This window comes from Streptomyces sp. NPDC059003 (genome assembly GCF_042740445.1).
In the GTDB taxonomy this organism is placed as follows: Bacteria; Actinomycetota; Actinomycetes; order Streptomycetales; family Streptomycetaceae; genus Streptomyces.
Genome location: NZ_JBHYJH010000087.1, coordinates 1 through 17,551, shown reverse-complemented (window position 1 = coordinate 17,551; position 17,551 = coordinate 1). Strand labels below are relative to the sequence as shown.

15 protein-coding genes are annotated in these 17,551 nt (G+C 71.8%); 1 reads left to right on the top strand and 14 read right to left on the bottom strand.

The genetic code is table 11. The features are described 5' to 3' along the window. Positions 1-6 precede the first annotated feature (6 nt). From ACFWZ5_RS27120 to pyrR, 14 genes are all read right to left on the bottom strand, one after another. Entirely contained in the window at positions 7-2,151 is a 2,145-nt protein-coding gene (locus ACFWZ5_RS27120) for a primosomal protein N' (RefSeq protein WP_384795645.1), read from the bottom strand. Between the two features lie 143 nt (positions 2,152-2,294). Further along, positions 2,295-3,503 (bottom strand): methionine adenosyltransferase, encoded by a 1,209-nt coding sequence (metK, locus tag ACFWZ5_RS27115; RefSeq protein WP_384795647.1) that lies wholly within the window; start codon positions 3,501-3,503, stop codon positions 2,295-2,297. 274 nt (positions 3,504-3,777) lie between these two features. Next, on the bottom strand, positions 3,778-4,983 hold the full coding sequence (gene coaBC, locus ACFWZ5_RS27110; protein ID WP_384795649.1) for a bifunctional phosphopantothenoylcysteine decarboxylase/phosphopantothenate--cysteine ligase CoaBC: 1,206 nt from the start codon (positions 4,981-4,983) through the stop codon (positions 3,778-3,780). Between the two features lie 119 nt (positions 4,984-5,102). Continuing rightward, complete coding sequence (gene rpoZ / locus ACFWZ5_RS27105; protein ID WP_003982715.1) at positions 5,103-5,375, bottom strand: DNA-directed RNA polymerase subunit omega; 273 nt, start codon at positions 5,373-5,375, stop codon at positions 5,103-5,105. A 26-nt stretch (positions 5,376-5,401) separates the two neighbouring features. After that, on the bottom strand, positions 5,402-5,995 hold the full coding sequence (gene gmk, locus ACFWZ5_RS27100; RefSeq protein WP_384795651.1) for a guanylate kinase: 594 nt from the start codon (positions 5,993-5,995) through the stop codon (positions 5,402-5,404). 38 nt (positions 5,996-6,033) lie between these two features. Beyond that, on the bottom strand, positions 6,034-6,360 hold the full coding sequence (locus ACFWZ5_RS27095; RefSeq protein ID WP_046929037.1) for an integration host factor: 327 nt from the start codon (positions 6,358-6,360) through the stop codon (positions 6,034-6,036). 313 nt (positions 6,361-6,673) lie between these two features. Then, the gene (gene pyrF / locus ACFWZ5_RS27090; protein WP_384795654.1) at positions 6,674-7,519 is read right to left on the bottom strand and encodes an orotidine-5'-phosphate decarboxylase; all 846 of its coding nucleotides are present in this window, start codon (positions 7,517-7,519) and stop codon (positions 6,674-6,676) included. Continuing rightward, on the bottom strand, positions 7,516-8,628 hold the full coding sequence (locus ACFWZ5_RS27085; RefSeq protein WP_384795656.1) for a quinone-dependent dihydroorotate dehydrogenase: 1,113 nt from the start codon (positions 8,626-8,628) through the stop codon (positions 7,516-7,518). The genes pyrF and ACFWZ5_RS27085 overlap by 4 nt, the downstream gene beginning before the upstream one ends. Positions 8,629-8,683: 55 nt before the next feature. Next, positions 8,684-12,001 (bottom strand): carbamoyl-phosphate synthase large subunit, encoded by a 3,318-nt coding sequence (gene carB, locus ACFWZ5_RS27080; RefSeq protein WP_384795658.1) that lies wholly within the window; start codon positions 11,999-12,001, stop codon positions 8,684-8,686. Further along, positions 11,994-13,136, bottom strand: coding sequence for a glutamine-hydrolyzing carbamoyl-phosphate synthase small subunit (carA, locus tag ACFWZ5_RS27075; protein WP_384795660.1), 1,143 nt, complete (start codon positions 13,134-13,136; stop codon positions 11,994-11,996). The genes carB and carA overlap by 8 nt, the downstream gene beginning before the upstream one ends. Continuing rightward, a complete protein-coding gene (locus tag ACFWZ5_RS27070) occupies positions 13,133-13,735 on the bottom strand; it encodes a hypothetical protein (protein WP_384795662.1) in 603 nt (200 codons plus the stop codon). The genes carA and ACFWZ5_RS27070 overlap by 4 nt, the downstream gene beginning before the upstream one ends. Further along, positions 13,732-15,018 carry a dihydroorotase gene (locus tag ACFWZ5_RS27065; RefSeq protein WP_384795664.1) on the bottom strand — a complete coding sequence of 429 codons (1,287 nt, stop codon included), beginning with the start codon at positions 15,016-15,018 and terminating at the stop codon, positions 13,732-13,734. Before ACFWZ5_RS27065 ends, ACFWZ5_RS27070 begins: the two co-directional genes overlap by 4 nt. Positions 15,019-15,022: 4 nt before the next feature. After that, positions 15,023-16,000, bottom strand: coding sequence for an aspartate carbamoyltransferase catalytic subunit (locus tag ACFWZ5_RS27060; protein ID WP_384795666.1), 978 nt, complete (start codon positions 15,998-16,000; stop codon positions 15,023-15,025). A gap of 141 nt (positions 16,001-16,141) precedes the next feature. Beyond that, positions 16,142-16,711, bottom strand: coding sequence for a bifunctional pyr operon transcriptional regulator/uracil phosphoribosyltransferase PyrR (gene pyrR / locus ACFWZ5_RS27055; protein WP_384795668.1), 570 nt, complete (start codon positions 16,709-16,711; stop codon positions 16,142-16,144). A gap of 246 nt (positions 16,712-16,957) precedes the next feature. On the opposite strand from pyrR, the gene bldD reads away from it, so the two are divergent. Continuing rightward, positions 16,958-17,458 carry a transcriptional regulator BldD gene (gene bldD, locus ACFWZ5_RS27050; RefSeq protein WP_016638847.1) on the top strand — a complete coding sequence of 167 codons (501 nt, stop codon included), beginning with the start codon at positions 16,958-16,960 and terminating at the stop codon, positions 17,456-17,458. The last annotated feature ends 93 nt before the right edge of the window (positions 17,459-17,551 follow it).

The window sequence follows — 17,551 nt, the reverse complement described above, 5'->3', positions numbered from 1 at the left end:
CCACCGTCACCCAATATCCGCCGGATCAATCCGCACCCGAACAGCCTGCTGCACCCCCACCCCCCGCGCCATCCGCGCGGCCTGCGCGGCCTTCAACGCCCGAGCCAACACCGCCCCACTCCCGGGCGGCACCCGCACCAACACCCGCTCCCACCGCTCCCCAGGCGGCGGATCACTGGCCCGCCGCCCCCGCCCCGCCTCCACGGGAGCCATCGGCACCGGCCCCAACACCTCGGCGTCCGCAGGCAGTTCGACCCGGGCGAGGAAGTCGGCAAGCGCCTCCGCAGGCCCGGCCACCGCCGCCATCCGCGACACCGGCGGAAACCCGAGCTCCGCCCGCTCCGACAGCTCCCGGACCGCGTGCCCCACCGGATCCCACCGCACCAGCGCCTGCACGGGCCGCAGCGTCGGCTCGGCGACGATCACCACGGTGCCGCCCGCCCCCTGGTCACGGACCAGCGCGGCCGCCCCGATCCAACGCCGCAGCGCGTCCTCGCCCGCCCGCAGGTCGGGCCGCCCGAGCATCGCCCACCCGTCGAGCAGCAGCGCGGCCGCATAGCCGCCCTCGGCCACCGGCTCCGCCCCCGGCGTGCTCACCACGAGGGCGGGGGCACCCCCCACCGTGTCGAGCACCTGCTCGCGCCCGGAGGTCCGCACCGGCACCGCCGGGAACGCCCGCCCCAGCTCCTCCGCGGTGCGCCGCGCCCCCACGACCTGCGCGCGCAGCCGGAAGGCACCGCACTCCGGACAGTGCCAGGCGGCCTCGTCGCGCCCGCACCAGCCGCACACCAGAGCGCCCGCGTCCCGCGCTTCGAGCGGTCCGGCGCAGTGCCGACAGCGCGCGGGCTCCCGGCACCGCTCGCAGGCAAGACGCGGTACGTAGCCACGCCGGGGCACCTGCACGAGGACCGGGCCGTGCTTCAGGCCCTCCCGGGCGGTCCGCCAGGCGAGGGAGGGCAGCCGGGCCGCCCGCGCCGCCTCGTCGCGCGCGAGGTCCCCGTCCCCCACGGTCCGCACCAGCGGCGCGGCGGCCCGCACCTGCTCGCGATCCGCGCCGATCGGCGCCGCCCACCCGCTCTCGACCAGCTGCGCGGCCTCGACGGTGCAGCTCCAACTCCCCAGCAGAAACCCGCACTTGTCGCGCGAGGCCCGCAGTTCGAGCACCTCCCGCACATGCGGGAACGGAGCGTTCTCATCGCCGTGGCTGCCGTCGCCGTCGTCCCACACGACGACGAGGCCGAGATTCCGCACGGGCGCGAACATCGCGGCCCGGGTCCCGACGACGGCCCGCACGGATCCGCGCCGCACGGCCAGCCACTCCCGGTACCGGCGCTCCTGTCCGGCGTCGGCGGTCAGGAGCGCGTGCTGCCCCTCGCCGAGCAGCACCCGCAGCGCCGCGTCCACGCGCGCGGCGGGCCGCCCCGCCGGTACGACGACGAGCGCGCCGCGCCCCGACGCGAGCGTCGCCTGCACGGCCCGGGCGATCTCGTCGGCCCACTGCGGACCCGGCAACGCGGTCCACACGGCCCGCGGCGCCCCGCCCGCCGCGAGCTCCGCGACGAACTCGGCCCCGCGCGCGTACCTCCGCCACGACCCGGCGTCCGGCACCGGGGGCGGCGGGGGCGCGGGCGGCGAGGGGCGGGACTCGGCGCGGGCGTGCCGCGGCGGGATCGCGAGCTGCAGCACGTCGGCGAGGCTGCCCGCGTACCGGTCGGCCACCGCTCGCGCGAGCCCGAGCAGCTCCCCGTCGAGGACGGGCTCCGGCGACACGACCTGCGCGAGCGCGGCCAGCGGCCCGGAGTAGTCCGTCTCCGCGACGCGCTCGACGATGAACCCGTCGATGAGCCCGCCGCCCTCGCGCCGCCCCTCCCGCACGTTCCGCGACCCGGCGCCGAACCGCACCCGCACCCGCACCCCGGGCTGCGCGGCCTCGTCGAGGTCCTCGGGCACCGCGTAGTCGAAGTACCGGTCGAGGTGCAGCACCCCCTTGTCCACCACGACCCGCGCCACCGGCAACTCCTTGGCGAGCGCGGCCCCCCGCCACGTACGCGGCTTCGCCTTCGGCGCCTTGGCCTTCCGCACACTCTCCCGGATCAGCGCAAGCTGCTCAGGCACTCCCCCGTCACCCGCCGAACCGTTCTCGCTGCTCACAGCCCAATTCCTACCAGACGGCAGTGACACCGCCAGGGGCCGGAGCGGGACGGCCGCCGGGGCCGAGGGGCGGCCGGACACACGACCGCGGCCCCGGACCAGCTGGTCCGGGGCCGCAGAAGAAGAAGCAGGGGAAGAACTGATTACAGGCCGACGGCCCTGCGGAGGGCCTCCACGCGGTCCGTCCGCTCCCACGTGAAGTCCGGCAGCGCGCGGCCGAAGTGGCCGTACGCGGCGGTCTGGGAGTAGATCGGGCGGAGCAGGTCGAGGTCGCGGATGATCGCGGCCGGGCGGAGGTCGAAGACCTCGCCGATGGCGGTCTCGATCTTGTCCGTGTCGATGGTGTTGGTGCCGAAGGTCTCGACGAACAGGCCGACGGGCTCGGCCTTGCCGATGGCGTAGGCGACCTGGACCTCGCAGCGGGCGGCGAGGCCGGCCGCGACGACGTTCTTGGCGACCCAGCGCATCGCGTACGCCGCGGAGCGGTCGACCTTGGACGGGTCCTTGCCGGAGAAGGCGCCGCCGCCGTGGCGGGCCATGCCGCCGTACGTGTCGATGATGATCTTGCGGCCGGTCAGGCCGGCGTCGCCCATCGGGCCGCCGATCTCGAAGCGGCCCGTCGGGTTGACCAGGAGGCGGTAGCCCTCGGTCTCCAGCTTGATGCCGTCGTCCACGAGGGCCTTGAGCTCGGGCTCGACCACGAATTCGCGGATGTCGGGGGCGAGGAGCGAGTCCAGGTCGATGTCGCTCGCGTGCTGCGAGGAGACGACGACGGTGTCGAGGCGGACGGCCTTGTCGCCGTCGTACTCGATGGTGACCTGGGTCTTGCCGTCCGGGCGCAGGTAGGGGATCGTGCCGTTCTTGCGGACCTCGGACAGGCGGCGCGAGAGGCGGTGCGCGAGGTGGATCGGGAGCGGCATGAGCTCCGGGGTCTCGTCGCAGGCGTAGCCGAACATCAGGCCCTGGTCGCCCGCGCCCTGGCGGTCCAGCTCGTCCTCGTCGCCCTCGACGCGGCTCTCGTAGGCCGTGTCCACGCCCTGCGCGATGTCGGGGGACTGCGCGCCGATGGACACCGACACGCCACAGGAGGCACCGTCGAAGCCCTTCTTCGACGAGTCGTAGCCGATCTCGAGGATCTTCTCGCGCACCAGCTGCGCGATCGGCGCGTACGCCTTGGTCGTGACCTCACCGGCGACGTGCACGAGGCCGGTCGTGATGAGCGTTTCGACGGCGACCCGGGACGTCGGGTCCTCGCGCAGAAGCGCATCGAGAATGGTGTCGCTGATCTGGTCGGCGATCTTGTCGGGGTGACCCTCGGTCACGGACTCCGAGGTGAAGAGACGGCGGGACACATCGCTCCCTGTGGTTGCAGCGGCTGCTGGCTGATCATTGACGGACGGGCCGAGAGCTGCGCTCGACGACGTCCGACACCAGTTTATCGGTCGCACTGGGCCGCGTGGTCACCTGTCTCGCCACATGGGAGGCCTGTGACCTGCGGCACTGCATTGTGCGCCACGGCACTTGGTCTCCACCAGAGGGCGTGTCGCCCGGATTTCCAGGGTTTTTGCTGGTTTGACGCGGCCCGTGCGACGAAAGTGGCGTGCGGATCGGCTGGAATGTGATCTTTCAGGCCAGCCGGGGAACGACCAGGTCCCAGACCGTGTCGGCGAGATCGTCCTTCGGGCCGTACGGCACCGGGGTCTCGCTGCCGTCGGCGCCGAGCACCACGGCCTCGTTCCGCTCAGAGCCGAACGTCTTGCGCTCGCCCACCTCGTTCACGACGAGCAGGTCACAGCCCTTGCGGGCGAGCTTCGCGCGTCCGTTGGCGAGGACGTCGTCCGTCTCGGCCGCGAAGCCGACGACCACCTGTCCCGGGCGCGGGCGGTCGCCCGCGATCTCGGCCAGGATGTCCGGATTGCGGACAAGGGCGATGGGCGCGGGCTCCTCGCCGTCCTTCTTCTTGATCTTTCCGGTGGCGTACGCGGCCGGGCGGAAGTCGGCGACGGCGGCCGCCATCACCACGGCGTCGGCGTCCGCGGCCGCCTTCAGGACGGCCTCGCGCAGCTGGACGGCGGTGCCGACGGGGACGACGTCGACGCCCGCCGGGTCGGGCAGCGCCGCGTTGGCGGCCACCAGGGTCACGCGCGCGCCGCGGGCCGCCGCGCTGCGGGCGAGGGCGTAGCCCTGCTTGCCGGAGGAGCGGTTGCCGAGGAAGCGCACGGGGTCGAGGGGCTCGCGGGTGCCGCCCGCGCTCACGACGACATGGCGTCCGGCCAGGTCCTGGGCGGTCCTGCCGCCGCGGGCGAGGACGCGGCGTACGACCTCGAAGAGCTCCGCGGGCTCCGGGAAGCGGCCCTTGCCGGTGTCGACGCCGGTGAGGCGGCCGACGGCGGGCTCGACGACGAGGGCGCCGCGGCGGCGCAGCGTCGCCACGTTCTCCTGCGTCGCGGGGTGCTCCCACATCTCCGTGTGCATGGCCGGGGCGAAGACGACCGGGCAGCGGGCGGTGAGGAGCGTGTTGGTGAGCAGGTCGTCGGCGAGGCCGTGGGCGGCCTTGGCGAGCATGTCGGCGGTGGCGGGCGCGACGATCACGAGGTCGGCGCCCTGGCCGATCCGCACGTGCGGCACCTCGTGGACGTCCGACCAGACCTCCGTGGACACGGGGTGCCCGGACAGCGCCGACCAGGTCGCGGCGCCGACGAAGTGCAGCGCCGACTCGGTGGGGACGACGCGTACGTCATGGCCCGACTCCGTGAGCCGCCGCAGCAGCTCGCACGCCTTGTACGCGGCGATCCCGCCGCTGACCCCCAGAACGACCTTCGGCTTGCCCACCGTGCCTCCCCGCACTCGGAAACGTACGACTCCATGACACACCACGGGCCCGGGCAGTCGCTCCCCCAGTTAACGCTGGGAGGTGCCCCTGCCGGGCCCGTGGTGGAAGGTACTGCTGCTTACTGCGCCGGGCCCTCGACGGCCTCGGACGTCAGCAGGCCCGCGTTGATCTCGCGGAGCGCGATCGACAGCGGCTTCTCGTGGACGTGGGTGTCCACCAGCGGGCCGACGTACTCGAGGAGGCCCTCGCCGAGCTGCGAGTAGTACGCGTTGATCTGACGGGCGCGCTTGGCGGCGTAGATCACGAGGCTGTACTTCGAGTCGGTGGCCTCGAGCAGCTCATCAATCGGCGGGTTGATGATGCCCTCGGGCGCGGTGATGGAAGAGGACACTCTCTGCCTTCCGAAGGGGGTGAAGATCAAACAACTTTCATCAAGGCTAGCAGCTCGCGCGCCACGTCCTCGACTGAGGTGTTGACCAGGGTCGTATCGAACTCCGACTCCGCGGCGAGCTCCACGCGCGCGGCTTCGAGCCTGCGCTCGATCACCTCGGGGGCCTCGGTCCCGCGGCCGGTGAGCCTGCGGACCAGCTCGTCCCAGCTCGGCGGGGCGAGGAAGACCAGCTGGGCCTCCGGCATGGACTCGCGGACCAGGCGGGCGCCCTGGAGGTCGATCTCCAGGAGCACCGGCTCGCCCGCCTCCAGGCGGTCAAGCACGGCCCGGCGCGGGGTGCCGTAGCGGTTGCCCGCGAATTCGGCCCACTCCAGGAGCTCGCCGTTGGCGATCAGCTTGTCCATCTCGTCGTCGGAGACGAAGAAGTACTGGACGCCGTGGCGCTCGCCCGGGCGGGGCTTGCGGGTCGTCGCCGAGACCGAGAGCCAGACCTCGGGGTGTTCCTTGCGCATATGAGCGACGACCGTGCTCTTGCCGACCCCAGAGGGGCCGGAGAGCACGGTCAGCCGCGGACGTACGTCCGGGGGTACGGGGGGCGTCCCCCGGGATGTTGCAGCCATGCAGCGATTATCCAGGTTCTCGGCAGTGCCCGAGAACGTCAGCCGGCAGCGCTGCTGCCGAACTCACGCTCAAGGGATGCGATCTGGTTGGAGCCGAGCCCGCGGACGCGGCGGCTCTCCGAGATCCCGAGGCGCTCCATGATCTGCTTGGCGCGGACCTTGCCCACGCCCGGCAGGGACTCCAGGAGGGCGGAGACCTTCATCTTGCCGATGACGTCGTTCTCCTGGCCCTGCTTGATGACCTCGTGAAGGGAGGCGCCGGAGTGCTTGAGTCGATTCTTGACCTCGGCCCGCTCCCGGCGAGCCGCGGCGGCCTTTTCGAGCGCGGCTGCGCGCTGTTCAGGGGTAAGGGGCGGAAGAGCCACGCCTACGTCACCTCGGATGTCGAACTGTCGGATACGGACCGGTGAGGAACCTAGTCGCCCCACACCAGGGGAGCAACGTGCAACGCGCTTGCCCGTTGGCTCTCGTCGGAGACTAGCGGCCATGGCCGCTGGAGTCAGCGAGAACAAGCGAAAAGTCCTGGTCAGCCTCCGTTGAGCCCGGCATATCGGGCAATTCGCCCCTGATTTGGCCGGGTGTCGCGTAAGCAACGCGTCAGTACGGCGTGTGTGTGCCGTGACCCGGCACACACCCGAGGACACCAGGCGAGGGTCCGCACCCGGTCGGGCCCGTGGCCTACGCGCCGGCCACGGCCTCCCGCACCTCGTCCGCGAACCGGGCCGCCGCCGCGCGCAGCGCCCCCGCGTCGGGCCCCGCCTTGAGGACGCCGCGGCTGACGTTCGGCACGACGTTGCGCACGGCCGCTCCGAAGACGGTCGGCAGGTCCGCGGGCGTGGCACCCTGCGCCCCGATGCCGGGCGCGAGCAGCGGGCCGTTGATGTCGAGGTCGAACGACGACAGGTCGCCGAGCGTGGCCCCGACGACCGCGCCGTACGAGCCCATGGGCTCGGCGTCGGCGTTCTCGCGCGCGAGGTGGCCGAGCATGGTCGCGCCGATGGTGCGGCCGTCGGCGCGCTCGGCGCGCTGCACCTCGGCGCCCTCCGGGTTGGACGTCAGGGCGAGCACGAAGAGCCCCGAGCCGCTCTCACGGGCGAGGTCGGCGGCGGGCCGCAGGGACTCGTACCCGAGGTACGGCGAGACCGTCAGGGCGTCCGAGAACAGCGGGGCGTCCGGGTGCAGGAAGGCCTCCGCGTACGCGGCCATGGTGGAGCCGATGTCGCCGCGCTTGGCGTCCATGACGACCAGGCCCCCGGCGGCGCGCAGCTCCGCGACGGCCCGCTCCAGGACGGCGACGCCGCGCGAGCCGAAGCGCTCGAAGAACGCCGCCTGCGGCTTGAAGACGGCGACCTGGTCGCCCAGGGCCTCCACGACGGTGCGCGTGAAGGTCTCCAGGCCCTTGATGTCGTCGTCCAGGCCCCACGCCGCCAGGAGCGAGGCGTGCGGGTCGATGCCCACGCAGAGCGGGCCGCGGGTGTCCATGGCGTGGCGCAGGCGTGCGCCGAAGGGTTCCGGAGCGCTCATGCGGCGGAGGCCTTTCGGGTGTCGGCGCCGACGGCGTCGGCGAGCGTGGCGTACGGGGAGGTGGCGAGCCGCGCGGCGAGGCCCTTGTGGATCCCGCGCGCCCAGAACGGGCCCTCGTAGATGAACGCGCTGTAGCCCTGCACCAGCGTCGCGCCCGCCAGGATGCGCTGCCAGGCGTCCTCGGCGTTCTCGATGCCGCCGACGCCCACGAGGGTGATCCGGTCGCCCACGCGCGCGTACAGGCGGCGCAGGACCTCCAGGGAGCGCTCCTTCAGGGGCGCGCCGGACAGGCCGCCGGTCTCGGCGACGACCGCGGTGTCGGAGGCGAGCCCGAGGCCCTCGCGCGCGATGGTGGTGTTCGTCGCGATGATGCCGTCGAGGCCGAGCTCCACGGCGAGGTCGGCGACCGCGTCGATGTCGTCGTCGGCCAGGTCGGGGGCGATCTTCACGAGCAGCGGGACGCGCCGCCCGGTGACGCTGCGGTCGGCGGCCTCGCGCACGGCGGTCAGGAGCGGGCGAAGCGACTCGGTGGCCTGGAGGTTGCGCAGGCCCGGCGTGTTCGGGGACGAGACGTTCACGACCAGGTAGTCGGCGTGCCGCGCCAGGCGCTCGGTGGACTTCACGTAGTCGGCGGCGGCCTCGGCCTCCGGCACGACCTTGGTCTTGCCGATGTTGACGCCGACGACGGTCCTGAAGACGGGCGTACGGGTCGCCAGGCGCTCGGCGACGGCGGCCGAGCCGTCGTTGTTGAAGCCCATGCGGTTGATCAGGGCGCGGTCCTCGACCAGGCGGAAGAGCCGCTTCTTGGGGTTGCCGGGCTGCGGCTCGCCGGTGACGGTGCCGATCTCGACGTGGTCGAAGCCGAGCATCGCCATGCCGTCGATCCCGGCGGCGTTCTTGTCGAAGCCGGCGGCGAGCCCGAAGGGGCCGTGCATGCGCAGGCCGAGGGCCTCGGTGCGCAGCTCCTTGTGGCGCGGGGCGAGGGCGGCCGCCACGAAGGTCCGCAGGACGGGGACGCGCGCGGCGAGGCGGATCCAGGCGAAGGCGAGGTGGTGGGCGCGCTCGGGGTCCATGCGCCGGAAGACGAGCCGGAAGAAGAATGCGTACATGCTGGTGTCCTCATGAGGAGGGGGACACCGGATCCGGTGTCCCCCTCGTGGGCTGCTAGTCGCGGTCCGCAGACAGGGCCGTCAGGTGTTCCGCGTGTTCCTGGAGCGAGCGCACGCCCACTCCCCCGTGCTGGAGCGCGTCGATGCCCTGCACGGCGGCGGCGAGGCCCTGGACGGTCGTCAGGCACGGCACGGAGCGCGCGACGGCGGCCGTGCGGATGTCGTAGCCGTCGAGGCGGCCGCCGGTGCCGTAGGGGGTGTTGACGATGAGGTCGACCTGGCCGTCGTGGATGAGCTGGACGATGGTCTTCTCGCCGTTCGGGCCCTCGCCCTCGGACTGCTTGCGCACGACCGTGGCGTTGATGCCGTTGCGCTTGAGCACCTCGGCGGTGCCGGACGTGGCGAGCAACTCGAAGCCGTGGGCGACCAGTTCGCGCGCCGGGAAGATCATCGAGCGCTTGTCGCGGTTGGCGACGGAGATGAACGCGCGACCCTTGGTCGGCAGCGGGCCGTACGCGCCCGCCTGCGACTTGGCGTACGCCGTGCCGAACACCGAGTCGATGCCCATGACTTCGCCGGTGGAGCGCATCTCCGGACCGAGCACGGTGTCGACGCCGCGGCCCTGGATGTCGCGGAAGCGCGACCAGGGCATGACGGCCTCCTTGACGGAGATCGGCGCGTCGAGCGGCAGTTCGCCGCCGTCGCCGGTGGCCGGGAGCAGCCCTTCGGCGCGCAGCTCGGCGATGGTCGCGCCGAGCGAGATGCGGGCGGCGGCCTTGGCCAGCGGCACGGCGGTCGCCTTCGAGGTGAAGGGGACCGTGCGGGACGCGCGCGGGTTGGCCTCCAGGACGTACAGGATGTCCCCGGCCATCGCGAACTGGATGTTGATCAGGCCGCGGACGCCGACGCCGCGCGCGATGGCCTCCGTGGAGGAGCGCAGGCGCTTGATGTCGTGGCCGCCGAGGGTGATGGGCGGCAGCGCGCACGCCGAGTCGCCGGAGTGGATGCCGGCCTCCTCGATGTGCTCCATGACGCCGCCCAGGTACAGCTCGTGGCCGTCGTACAGGGCGTCCACGTCGATCTCGATGGCGTCGTCGAGGAACCGGTCGACCAGGACCGGGCGGTCCGCGCTGATCTCGGTGGACTCGGCGATGTACGACTGGAGGCGGGCCTCCTCGTACACGATCTCCATGCCGCGGCCGCCGAGCACGTACGACGGGCGTACGAGGACGGGGTAGCCGATCTCGTCGGCGATCTCCTTGGCCTCGGCGAAGGTCGTGGCGGTGCCGTGCTTGGGCGCGGGCAGGCCGGCCTCGGCGAGCACGCGGCCGAAGGCGCCGCGGTCCTCGGCGGCGTGGATGGCCTCCGGCGAGGTACCGACGACCGGCACGCCGTTGTCCTTCAGGGCCTGGGAGAGGCCGAGCGGGGTCTGGCCGCCGAGCTGGACGACGACGCCCGCGACCGGGCCCGCCTGCTGTTCGGCGTGCACGATCTCCAGGACGTCCTCCAGGGTGAGCGGCTCGAAGTAGAGCCGGTCGGAGGTGTCGTAGTCCGTGGAGACGGTCTCCGGGTTGCAGTTGACCATCACGGTCTCGTAGCCCGCGTCGTGCAGCGCGAAGGAGGCGTGCACGCACGAGTAGTCGAACTCGATGCCCTGGCCGATGCGGTTCGGGCCGGAGCCGAGGATGATCACGGCGGGCTTCTCGCGCGGCGCGACCTCGGACTCCTCGTCGTAGGAGGAGTAGAAGTACGGCGTCTTCGCGGCGAACTCGGCGGCGCAGGTGTCGACCGTCTTGTAGACCGGGCGCACCCCGAGGGCCTGGCGGACCTCGCGGACGACGTCCTCGCGCAGGCCGCGGATCTCGGCGATCTGGGCGTCGGAGAAGCCGTGCCGCTTGGCCTCGGCGAGCAGGTCGGCGTCGAGGCGCTCGGCGGCGGTCAGCTCGTCCGCGATCTCCTTGATGAGGAAGAGCTGGTCGACGAACCACGGGTCGATCTTCGTGGCGTCGAAGACCTCCTGCGGCGTGGCACCGGCGCGGATGGCCTGCATGACGGTGTTGATGCGCCCGTCGGTGGGGCGCACGGCGGCGCGGAGCAGCGTGTACTTGTCGCCGGGCTTGCCGGTGAAGGAGAACTGGCTGCCGTTCTTCTCCAGGGAGCGCAGGGCCTTCTGCAGGGCCTCGGTGAAGTTGCGGCCGATGGCCATGGCCTCGCCGACGGACTTCATGGTCGTGGTCAGCGTGGAGTCGGCCTGCGGGAACTTCTCGAAGGCGAAGCGGGGGGCCTTGACGACGACGTAGTCGAGGGTCGGCTCGAAGGAGGCCGGGGTCTTCTCGGTGATGTCGTTGGGGATCTCGTCGAGCGTATAGCCGACGGCCAGCTTCGCGGCGATCTTCGCGATCGGGAAGCCGGTGGCCTTCGACGCGAGCGCCGACGACCGGGAGACGCGCGGGTTCATCTCGATGACGATGACCCGGCCGTCCTCGGGGTTCACCGCGAACTGGATGTTGCAGCCGCCGGTGTCGACGCCGACCTCACGGATGATCGCGATGCCGACGTCGCGCAGGATCTGGTACTCGCGGTCGGTGAGCGTCATCGCGGGCGCGACGGTGATGGAGTCGCCGGTGTGCACGCCCATCGGGTCGAAGTTCTCGATGGAGCAGACGACCACGACGTTGTCGTGCTTGTCGCGCATCAGCTCCAGCTCGTACTCCTTCCAGCCGAGGATGGACTCCTCCAGGAGCACCTCGGTGGTCGGCGAGAGCGTGAGGCCCTGGCCCGCGATGCGGCGCAGCTCGTCCTCGTTGTGCGCGAAGCCGGAGCCCGCGCCGCCCATGGTGAAGGACGGCCGCACGACGACCGGGTAGCCGCCGAGCTCCTCGACGCCCTTGAGGACGTCGTCCATGGAGTGGCAGATCACCGAGCGCGCGGACTCGCCGTGGCCGATCTTGGCGCGGACGGCCTCGACGACCTCCTTGAACAGGTCGCGGTCCTCGCCCTTGTTGATCGCCTCGACGTTCGCGCCGATCAACTCGACGCCGTACTTCTCCAGGACGCCCTGCTCGTGCATGGAGATGGCGGTGTTGAGCGCGGTCTGGCCGCCGAGGGTGGGCAGGAGCGCGTCGGGGCGCTCCTTGGCGATGATCTTCTCGACGAACTCCGGGGTGATCGGCTCGACGTACGTGGCGTCGGCGATCTCCGGGTCGGTCATGATCGTCGCGGGGTTCGAGTTGACGAGGATGACGCGCAGGCCCTCGGCCTTGAGGACGCGGCACGCCTGCGTTCCGGAGTAGTCGAACTCAGCTGCCTGGCCGATGACGATCGGGCCGGAGCCGATGACCAGGACGGACTGGATATCGGTGCGCTTAGGCACGCTGGCCCTCCATCAGGGTGGTGAAGCGGTCGAAGAGGTACGCGGCGTCGTGCGGGCCTGCGGCCGCTTCGGGGTGGTACTGGACGCTGAACGCGGGCTGGTCGAGGAGCTGGAGCCCCTCCACCACCTGGTCGTTGAGGCACACGTGGGAGACCTCGGCGCGGCCGTAGGGAGTGTCGGAGACGCGGTCGAGGGGCGCGTCGACGGCGAAGCCGTGGTTGTGCGCGGTGACCTCGACCTTGCCCGTGGTGCGGTCCTGGACGGGCTGGTTGATGCCGCGGTGGCCGTACTTCAGCTTGTACGTGCCGAAGCCGAGGGCGCGGCCAAGGATCTGGTTGCCGAAGCAGATGCCGAACAGCGGCGTCTTCCGCTTCAGGACCTCCTGCATCACGGCGACGGGGCCGTCGGCGGTCGCCGGGTCTCCGGGGCCGTTGGAGAAGAACACGCCGTCGGGGTTCACGGCGTACACGTCCTCGGCGGTCGCCGTGGCCGGAAGCACGTGCACCTCGATGCCGCGCTCGGCCATGCGGTGCGGGGTCATGCCCTTGATGCCGAGGTCGACGGCGGCGACGGTGAACTTCTTCTCGCCGATGGCGGGGACGACGTACGCCTCCTTGGTGGCGACCTCCGCGGAGAGGTCCGCGCCCTTCATCTGGGGCTGGGCCTGCACCTTGGCCAGGAGCTCGGCGTCGGGGGCGATCGCCGCGCCGGAGAAGACGCCGACGCGCATGGCGCCGCGCTCGCGCAGGTGGCGGGTCAGGGCGCGGGTGTCGATGCCGCTGATGCCGACGACGCCCTGCCGGTCCAGCTCGTCGTCGAGGGAGCGCCGCGAGCGCCAGTTGGAGGGCACGCGGGCGGGGTCGCGCACGACGTAGCCGGCGACCCAGATGCGCCCCGACTCGGGGTCCTCGTCGTTGACGCCCGTGTTCCCGACGTGCGGGGCGGTCATCACCACGACCTGGCGGTGGTACGACGGGTCGGTCAGCGTCTCCTGGTAGCCGGTCATGCCGGTGGAGAAGACGGCCTCTCCGAAGGTCTCCCCCACCGCCCCGTAGGCGCGGCCGCGGAAGATGCGGCCGTCCTCCAGGACGAGTACAGCGGGAGTCTTGGCAGCTCCCCTAGTGGAGGTCGTCATCGTGCGCCTTCCGTTTCCGTCGTGCTGTTGATCATGTTGTTCAGGGTGTCGACCCACTCGGCCTGCTCGGCGGCGTGGTCCGAGCGGAAGCCGGAGTCGAGGAGCTTGTCGCCGTGCGCCCAGGTGACGATCAGCAGACCGCCCTCGGCGAGGACCTTGCCCGCGATGCCCTTGTCGAGCCGGGCCTCGCGCAGCGCCTCCTTCGGGATGAAGAAGTCCCGCGCGCCGGGGCGTACGACGTCCAGGCCCGCGTCGGTGAGCGTCAGCTCCACCCGGCTGCGGGTACCGAGGCCGTGCGCCACGATGCGGTCCAGCCACTGGCCCGCGGTGGTGGAGCCGTGGTAGCGGCCGGTCAGCTCAAGTTTCGTCGCACCGGGGTCGGACGGCGCGCTGGAGAGCTCCGGCAGGTCGCTCTGGAGGGTGCCGCGCCACTTCCAGCCCTCGCGCATCAGCCAGTAGACGAGCGCGACGAACAGGAGCAGTCCGACGACCCAGCCGACGCGCGCGGCCCAGTCGGTGACCTCCGCCGACTTCTCGTCGGCGGCGAGGAGGGTGAAGGAGGGGGGTGCGGGGTGTGCGATGGCGTGCGATGCGGTCACTGGAGCTTCCCGTCGACGAGCGTGGCCCGACCCCGCAGCCAGGTGTGCGTGACGCGTCCCGGCAGCTCACGGCCCTCGTACGGCGTGTTGCGACTGCGCGAGGCGAAGCCCGCGGGGTCCACGGCCCCACGGTATGCCGGATCGACGAGCGTGAGGTTCGCGGGCTCGCCTGCCGAGACGGGGCGTCCCTGGCCCTTGGCCCGGCCGATCTCGGCGGGCTTGACGGACATCCGCTCGGCGACGCCCGCCCAGGTGAGCAGGCCGGTGTCGACCATCGTGTGCTGCACGACCGACAGGGCGGTCTCCAGGCCGACCATGCCCATGGCGGCCGCGGCCCACTCGCAGTCCTTGTCCTCGTGCGGGTGCGGGGCGTGGTCGGTGGCGACGATGTCGATCGTGCCGTCGGCCAGGGCCTCGCGCAGCGCCATGACGTCGGCTTCCGTGCGCAGCGGCGGGTTGACCTTGTAGACCGGGTTGTACGACCGGACGAGCTCGTCGGTCAGGAGCAGGTGGTGCGGGGTGACCTCGGCGGTCACGTCGATGCCGCGGGACTTGGCCCAGCGGACGATCTCGACGGAGCCGGCGGTCGACAGGTGGCAGATGTGCACGCGCGAACCGACGTGCTCGGCGAGGAGCACGTCGCGGGCGATGATCGACTCCTCGGCGACGGCGGGCCAGCCGCCGAGACCGAGCTCCGCCGAGACGACGCCCTCGTTCATCTGGGCGCCCTCGGTGAGCCGCGGCTCCTGGGCGTGCTGGGCGACGACGCCGCCGAAGGCCTTCACGTACTCCAGGGCGCGCCGCATGATCACGGCGTCGTCGACGCACTTGCCGTCGTCGGAGAAGACCGTGACGCCCGCGGCGGACTCGTGCATCGCGCCCAGCTCGGCGAGCTTCTTGCCCTCGAGGCCGACGGTGACGGCACCGATGGGCTGCACGTCGCAGTAGCCGGACTCCTTGCCGAGCCGGTAGACCTGCTCGACGACGCCCGCGGTGTCGGCGACCGGGAAGGTGTTGGCCATCGCGAACACGGTGGTGTAGCCGCCGCTGGCGGCCGCGCGGGTGCCGGTGAGGACCGTCTCGGAGTCCTCGCGGCCCGGCTCGCGCAGATGCGTGTGCAGGTCGACCAGGCCCGGCAGCAGGATCTTGCCCTCGGCCTCGACGACGGTCGCGCCCTCGGCGGCGAGCCCGGCGCCGACGGCCTCGATGGTCTCGCCGTCGATCAGGACGTCCTGGGGCTCGCCGCCGAGCACCTTCGCACCACGGATCAGGATCTTGCTCATGGTCTTACTTCTCCTCGGTACGAGAGTGGGTGACGGCGGGCTCGTTGCCGCCGAGCAGCAGGTACAGGACGGCCATCCGGATGGAGACGCCGTTGGCGACCTGCTCGACGACCGTGCAGCGGTCGGAGTCGGCGACCTCGGCGGTGATCTCCATGCCGCGGACCATCGGGCCGGGGTGCATCACGATGGCGTGCTCGGGCATCCGCGCCATGCGGTCCCCGTCCAGGCCGTAGCGGCGCGAGTACTCGCGCTCGGTCGGGAAGAACGCGGCGTTCATGCGCTCGCGCTGTACGCGCAGCATCATCACGGCGTCGGACTTCGGCAGCGTGGAGTCCAGGTCGTAGCTCACCTCGCACGGCCAGTGCTCGACGCCGACCGGGATCAGCGTGGGCGGCGCGACCAGCGTGACCTCGGCGCCCAGGGTGTGCAGCAGGTCGACGTTGGAGCGGGCGACGCGGCTGTGCAGGACGTCACCGACGACCGTGATGCGCTTGCCGTCGAGGCCCTGGCCGAGCCCGGCGTCGGGGCCGATCAGGCGGCGGCGCATGGTGAACGCGTCGAGCAGGGCCTGCGTCGGGTGCTGGTGGGTGCCGTCACCGGCGTTGATGACGGGCGCGTCGATCCAGCCGGAGGTGGCGAGCCGGTAGGGGGCGCCGGACGCGCTGTGCCGGATGACGACGGCGTCCACGCCCATCGCCTCCAGGGTCTGGGCGGTGTCCTTCAGGGACTCGCCCTTGGAGACGCTCGACCCCTTGGCGGCGAAGTTGATGACGTCCGCCGAGAGCCGCTTCTCGGCGGCCTCGAAGGAGATCCGGGTGCGGGTCGAGTCCTCGAAGAAGAGGTTGCAGACCGTGCGGCCGCGCAGCGCGGGCAGCTTCTTGATCGGCCGGTCGGCGACCCGGGCCATCTCCTCCGCGGTGTCGAGGATCAGGACGGCGTCGTCGCGGGTGAGGTCGGCGGCCGAGATGAGGTGTCGCATCATCTGGTGGGCTCCGTAGGGGGATTTCAGGTGTGCGGGGCCTGGGTGAAGTCCCTGGGCGGGCAGGCGGGCGCGCGGGTACGCACGGGCGCGCGTCAGCTCGCGCACGGACCTGAGGGGGTGGTCGTACGAGTGGAGCCGGCGTCAGCCGGCCGCGGGCTCCGGCTTGGCACCGAGCAGCACGGCGTCGCGGCCGTCCTCCTCGGCGAGCTGGACCTTGACCGTCTCCCGCAGCGACGTGGGGAGGTTCTTGCCGACGTAGTCGGCGCGGATGGGCAGTTCTCGGTGGCCGCGGTCGACGAGGACGGCGAGCTGCACCGCGCGCGGGCGGCCGATGTCGTTCAGGGCGTCGAGGGCGGCACGGATGGTGCGGCCGGAGAAGAGCACGTCGTCGACGAGGACGACCAGGCGGCCGTCGATGCCGTCACCGGGGATGTCGGTGCGGGCGAGGGCGCGCGGGGGGTGCATCCGCAGGTCGTCGCGGTACATCGTGATGTCGAGGGAGCCGACCGGGATCTTGCGGCCGGTGATCTCCGCGAGCTTGGCGGCGAGCCGCTGGGCGAGGAAGACGCCGCGGGTCGGAATGCCGAGCAGCACCACGTCGTCGGCGCCCTTGGCGCGCTCCACGATTTCGTGGGCGATACGGGTCAACACCCGTGCGATGTCCGGGCCTTCGAGAACGGGCCGCGGCACACCGGAGGCATGCGTGTCCATGAAAACGGACCTCCTTCTCCGCCTCACGGGACGGACTTTAAAGGACGTCGGGATGTCGAGATTGCGCCATCTGGCGCTACAGCGTTTTAACGGTACCAGCAACGGCAACTAGGACCGTCACCTCCCCCTCGGAAGAGGCCCTCGGACCCATTCGGCTTGACGCAGCCAAGTAACGCTGCGTAACCTCACAGTGAGTCACCAGCCGCGCGGCGGAGCCGCACGTTGTCACAGCGTCCGGGGAGCTATATGTCCAGCGAATACGCCAAACAGCTCGGGGCCAAGCTCCGCGCCATCCGCACCCAGCAGGGCCTTTCCCTCCACGGCGTCGAGGAGAAGTCCCAGGGACGCTGGAAGGCGGTCGTGGTCGGGTCGTACGAGCGCGGCGACCGTGCCGTGACCGTGCAGCGCCTCGCCGAGCTGGCGGACTTCTACGGCGTTCCGGTGCAGGAGCTCCTCCCGGGCACCCCGCCCGGCGGCGCCGCCGAGCCGCCGCCCAAGCTGGTCCTCGACCTGGAGCGCCTCGCGCACGTCCCGGCCGAGAAGGCGGGCCCGCTGCAGCGCTATGCCGCCACGATCCAGTCGCAGCGCGGCGATTACAACGGCAAGGTGCTCTCGATCCGCCAGGACGACCTGCGCACCCTCGCCGTGATCTACGACCAGTCGCCCTCGGTGCTCACCGAGCAGCTGATCAGCTGGGGCGTGCTCGACGCGGACGCGCGCCGCGCCGTGGCCCACGAAGAGGTCTGACCCTCCCGCCAAGGGAGCCTTCCGCAGAAACGTGCCGCCGGGAAAACCCCGGGCGGCGCGAAAGAAAACCCGGAGGGCCCGCAGCCGATTGGC

What these genes read in the sequence shown, in the direction of transcription:
- gmk (WP_384795651.1), bottom strand. Translation starts at nt 5,995, where the DNA reads ATGGCTGCAACATCCCGGGGGACGCCCCCCGTACCCCCGGACGTACGT.
- pyrF (WP_384795654.1), bottom strand. Translation starts at nt 7,519, where the DNA reads ATGAGCGCTCCGGAACCCTTCGGCGCACGCCTGCGCCACGCCATGGAC.
- ACFWZ5_RS27085 (WP_384795656.1), bottom strand. Translation starts at nt 8,628, where the DNA reads ATGTACGCATTCTTCTTCCGGCTCGTCTTCCGGCGCATGGACCCCGAG.
- carA (WP_384795660.1), bottom strand. Translation starts at nt 13,136, where the DNA reads ATGACGACCTCCACTAGGGGAGCTGCCAAGACTCCCGCTGTACTCGTC.
- ACFWZ5_RS27065 (WP_384795664.1), bottom strand. Translation starts at nt 15,018, where the DNA reads ATGAGCAAGATCCTGATCCGTGGTGCGAAGGTGCTCGGCGGCGAGCCC.
- ACFWZ5_RS27060 (WP_384795666.1), bottom strand. Translation starts at nt 16,000, where the DNA reads ATGATGCGACACCTCATCTCGGCCGCCGACCTCACCCGCGACGACGCC.
- pyrR (WP_384795668.1), bottom strand. Translation starts at nt 16,711, where the DNA reads ATGGACACGCATGCCTCCGGTGTGCCGCGGCCCGTTCTCGAAGGCCCG.
- bldD (WP_016638847.1), top strand. Translation starts at nt 16,958, where the DNA reads ATGTCCAGCGAATACGCCAAACAGCTCGGGGCCAAGCTCCGCGCCATC.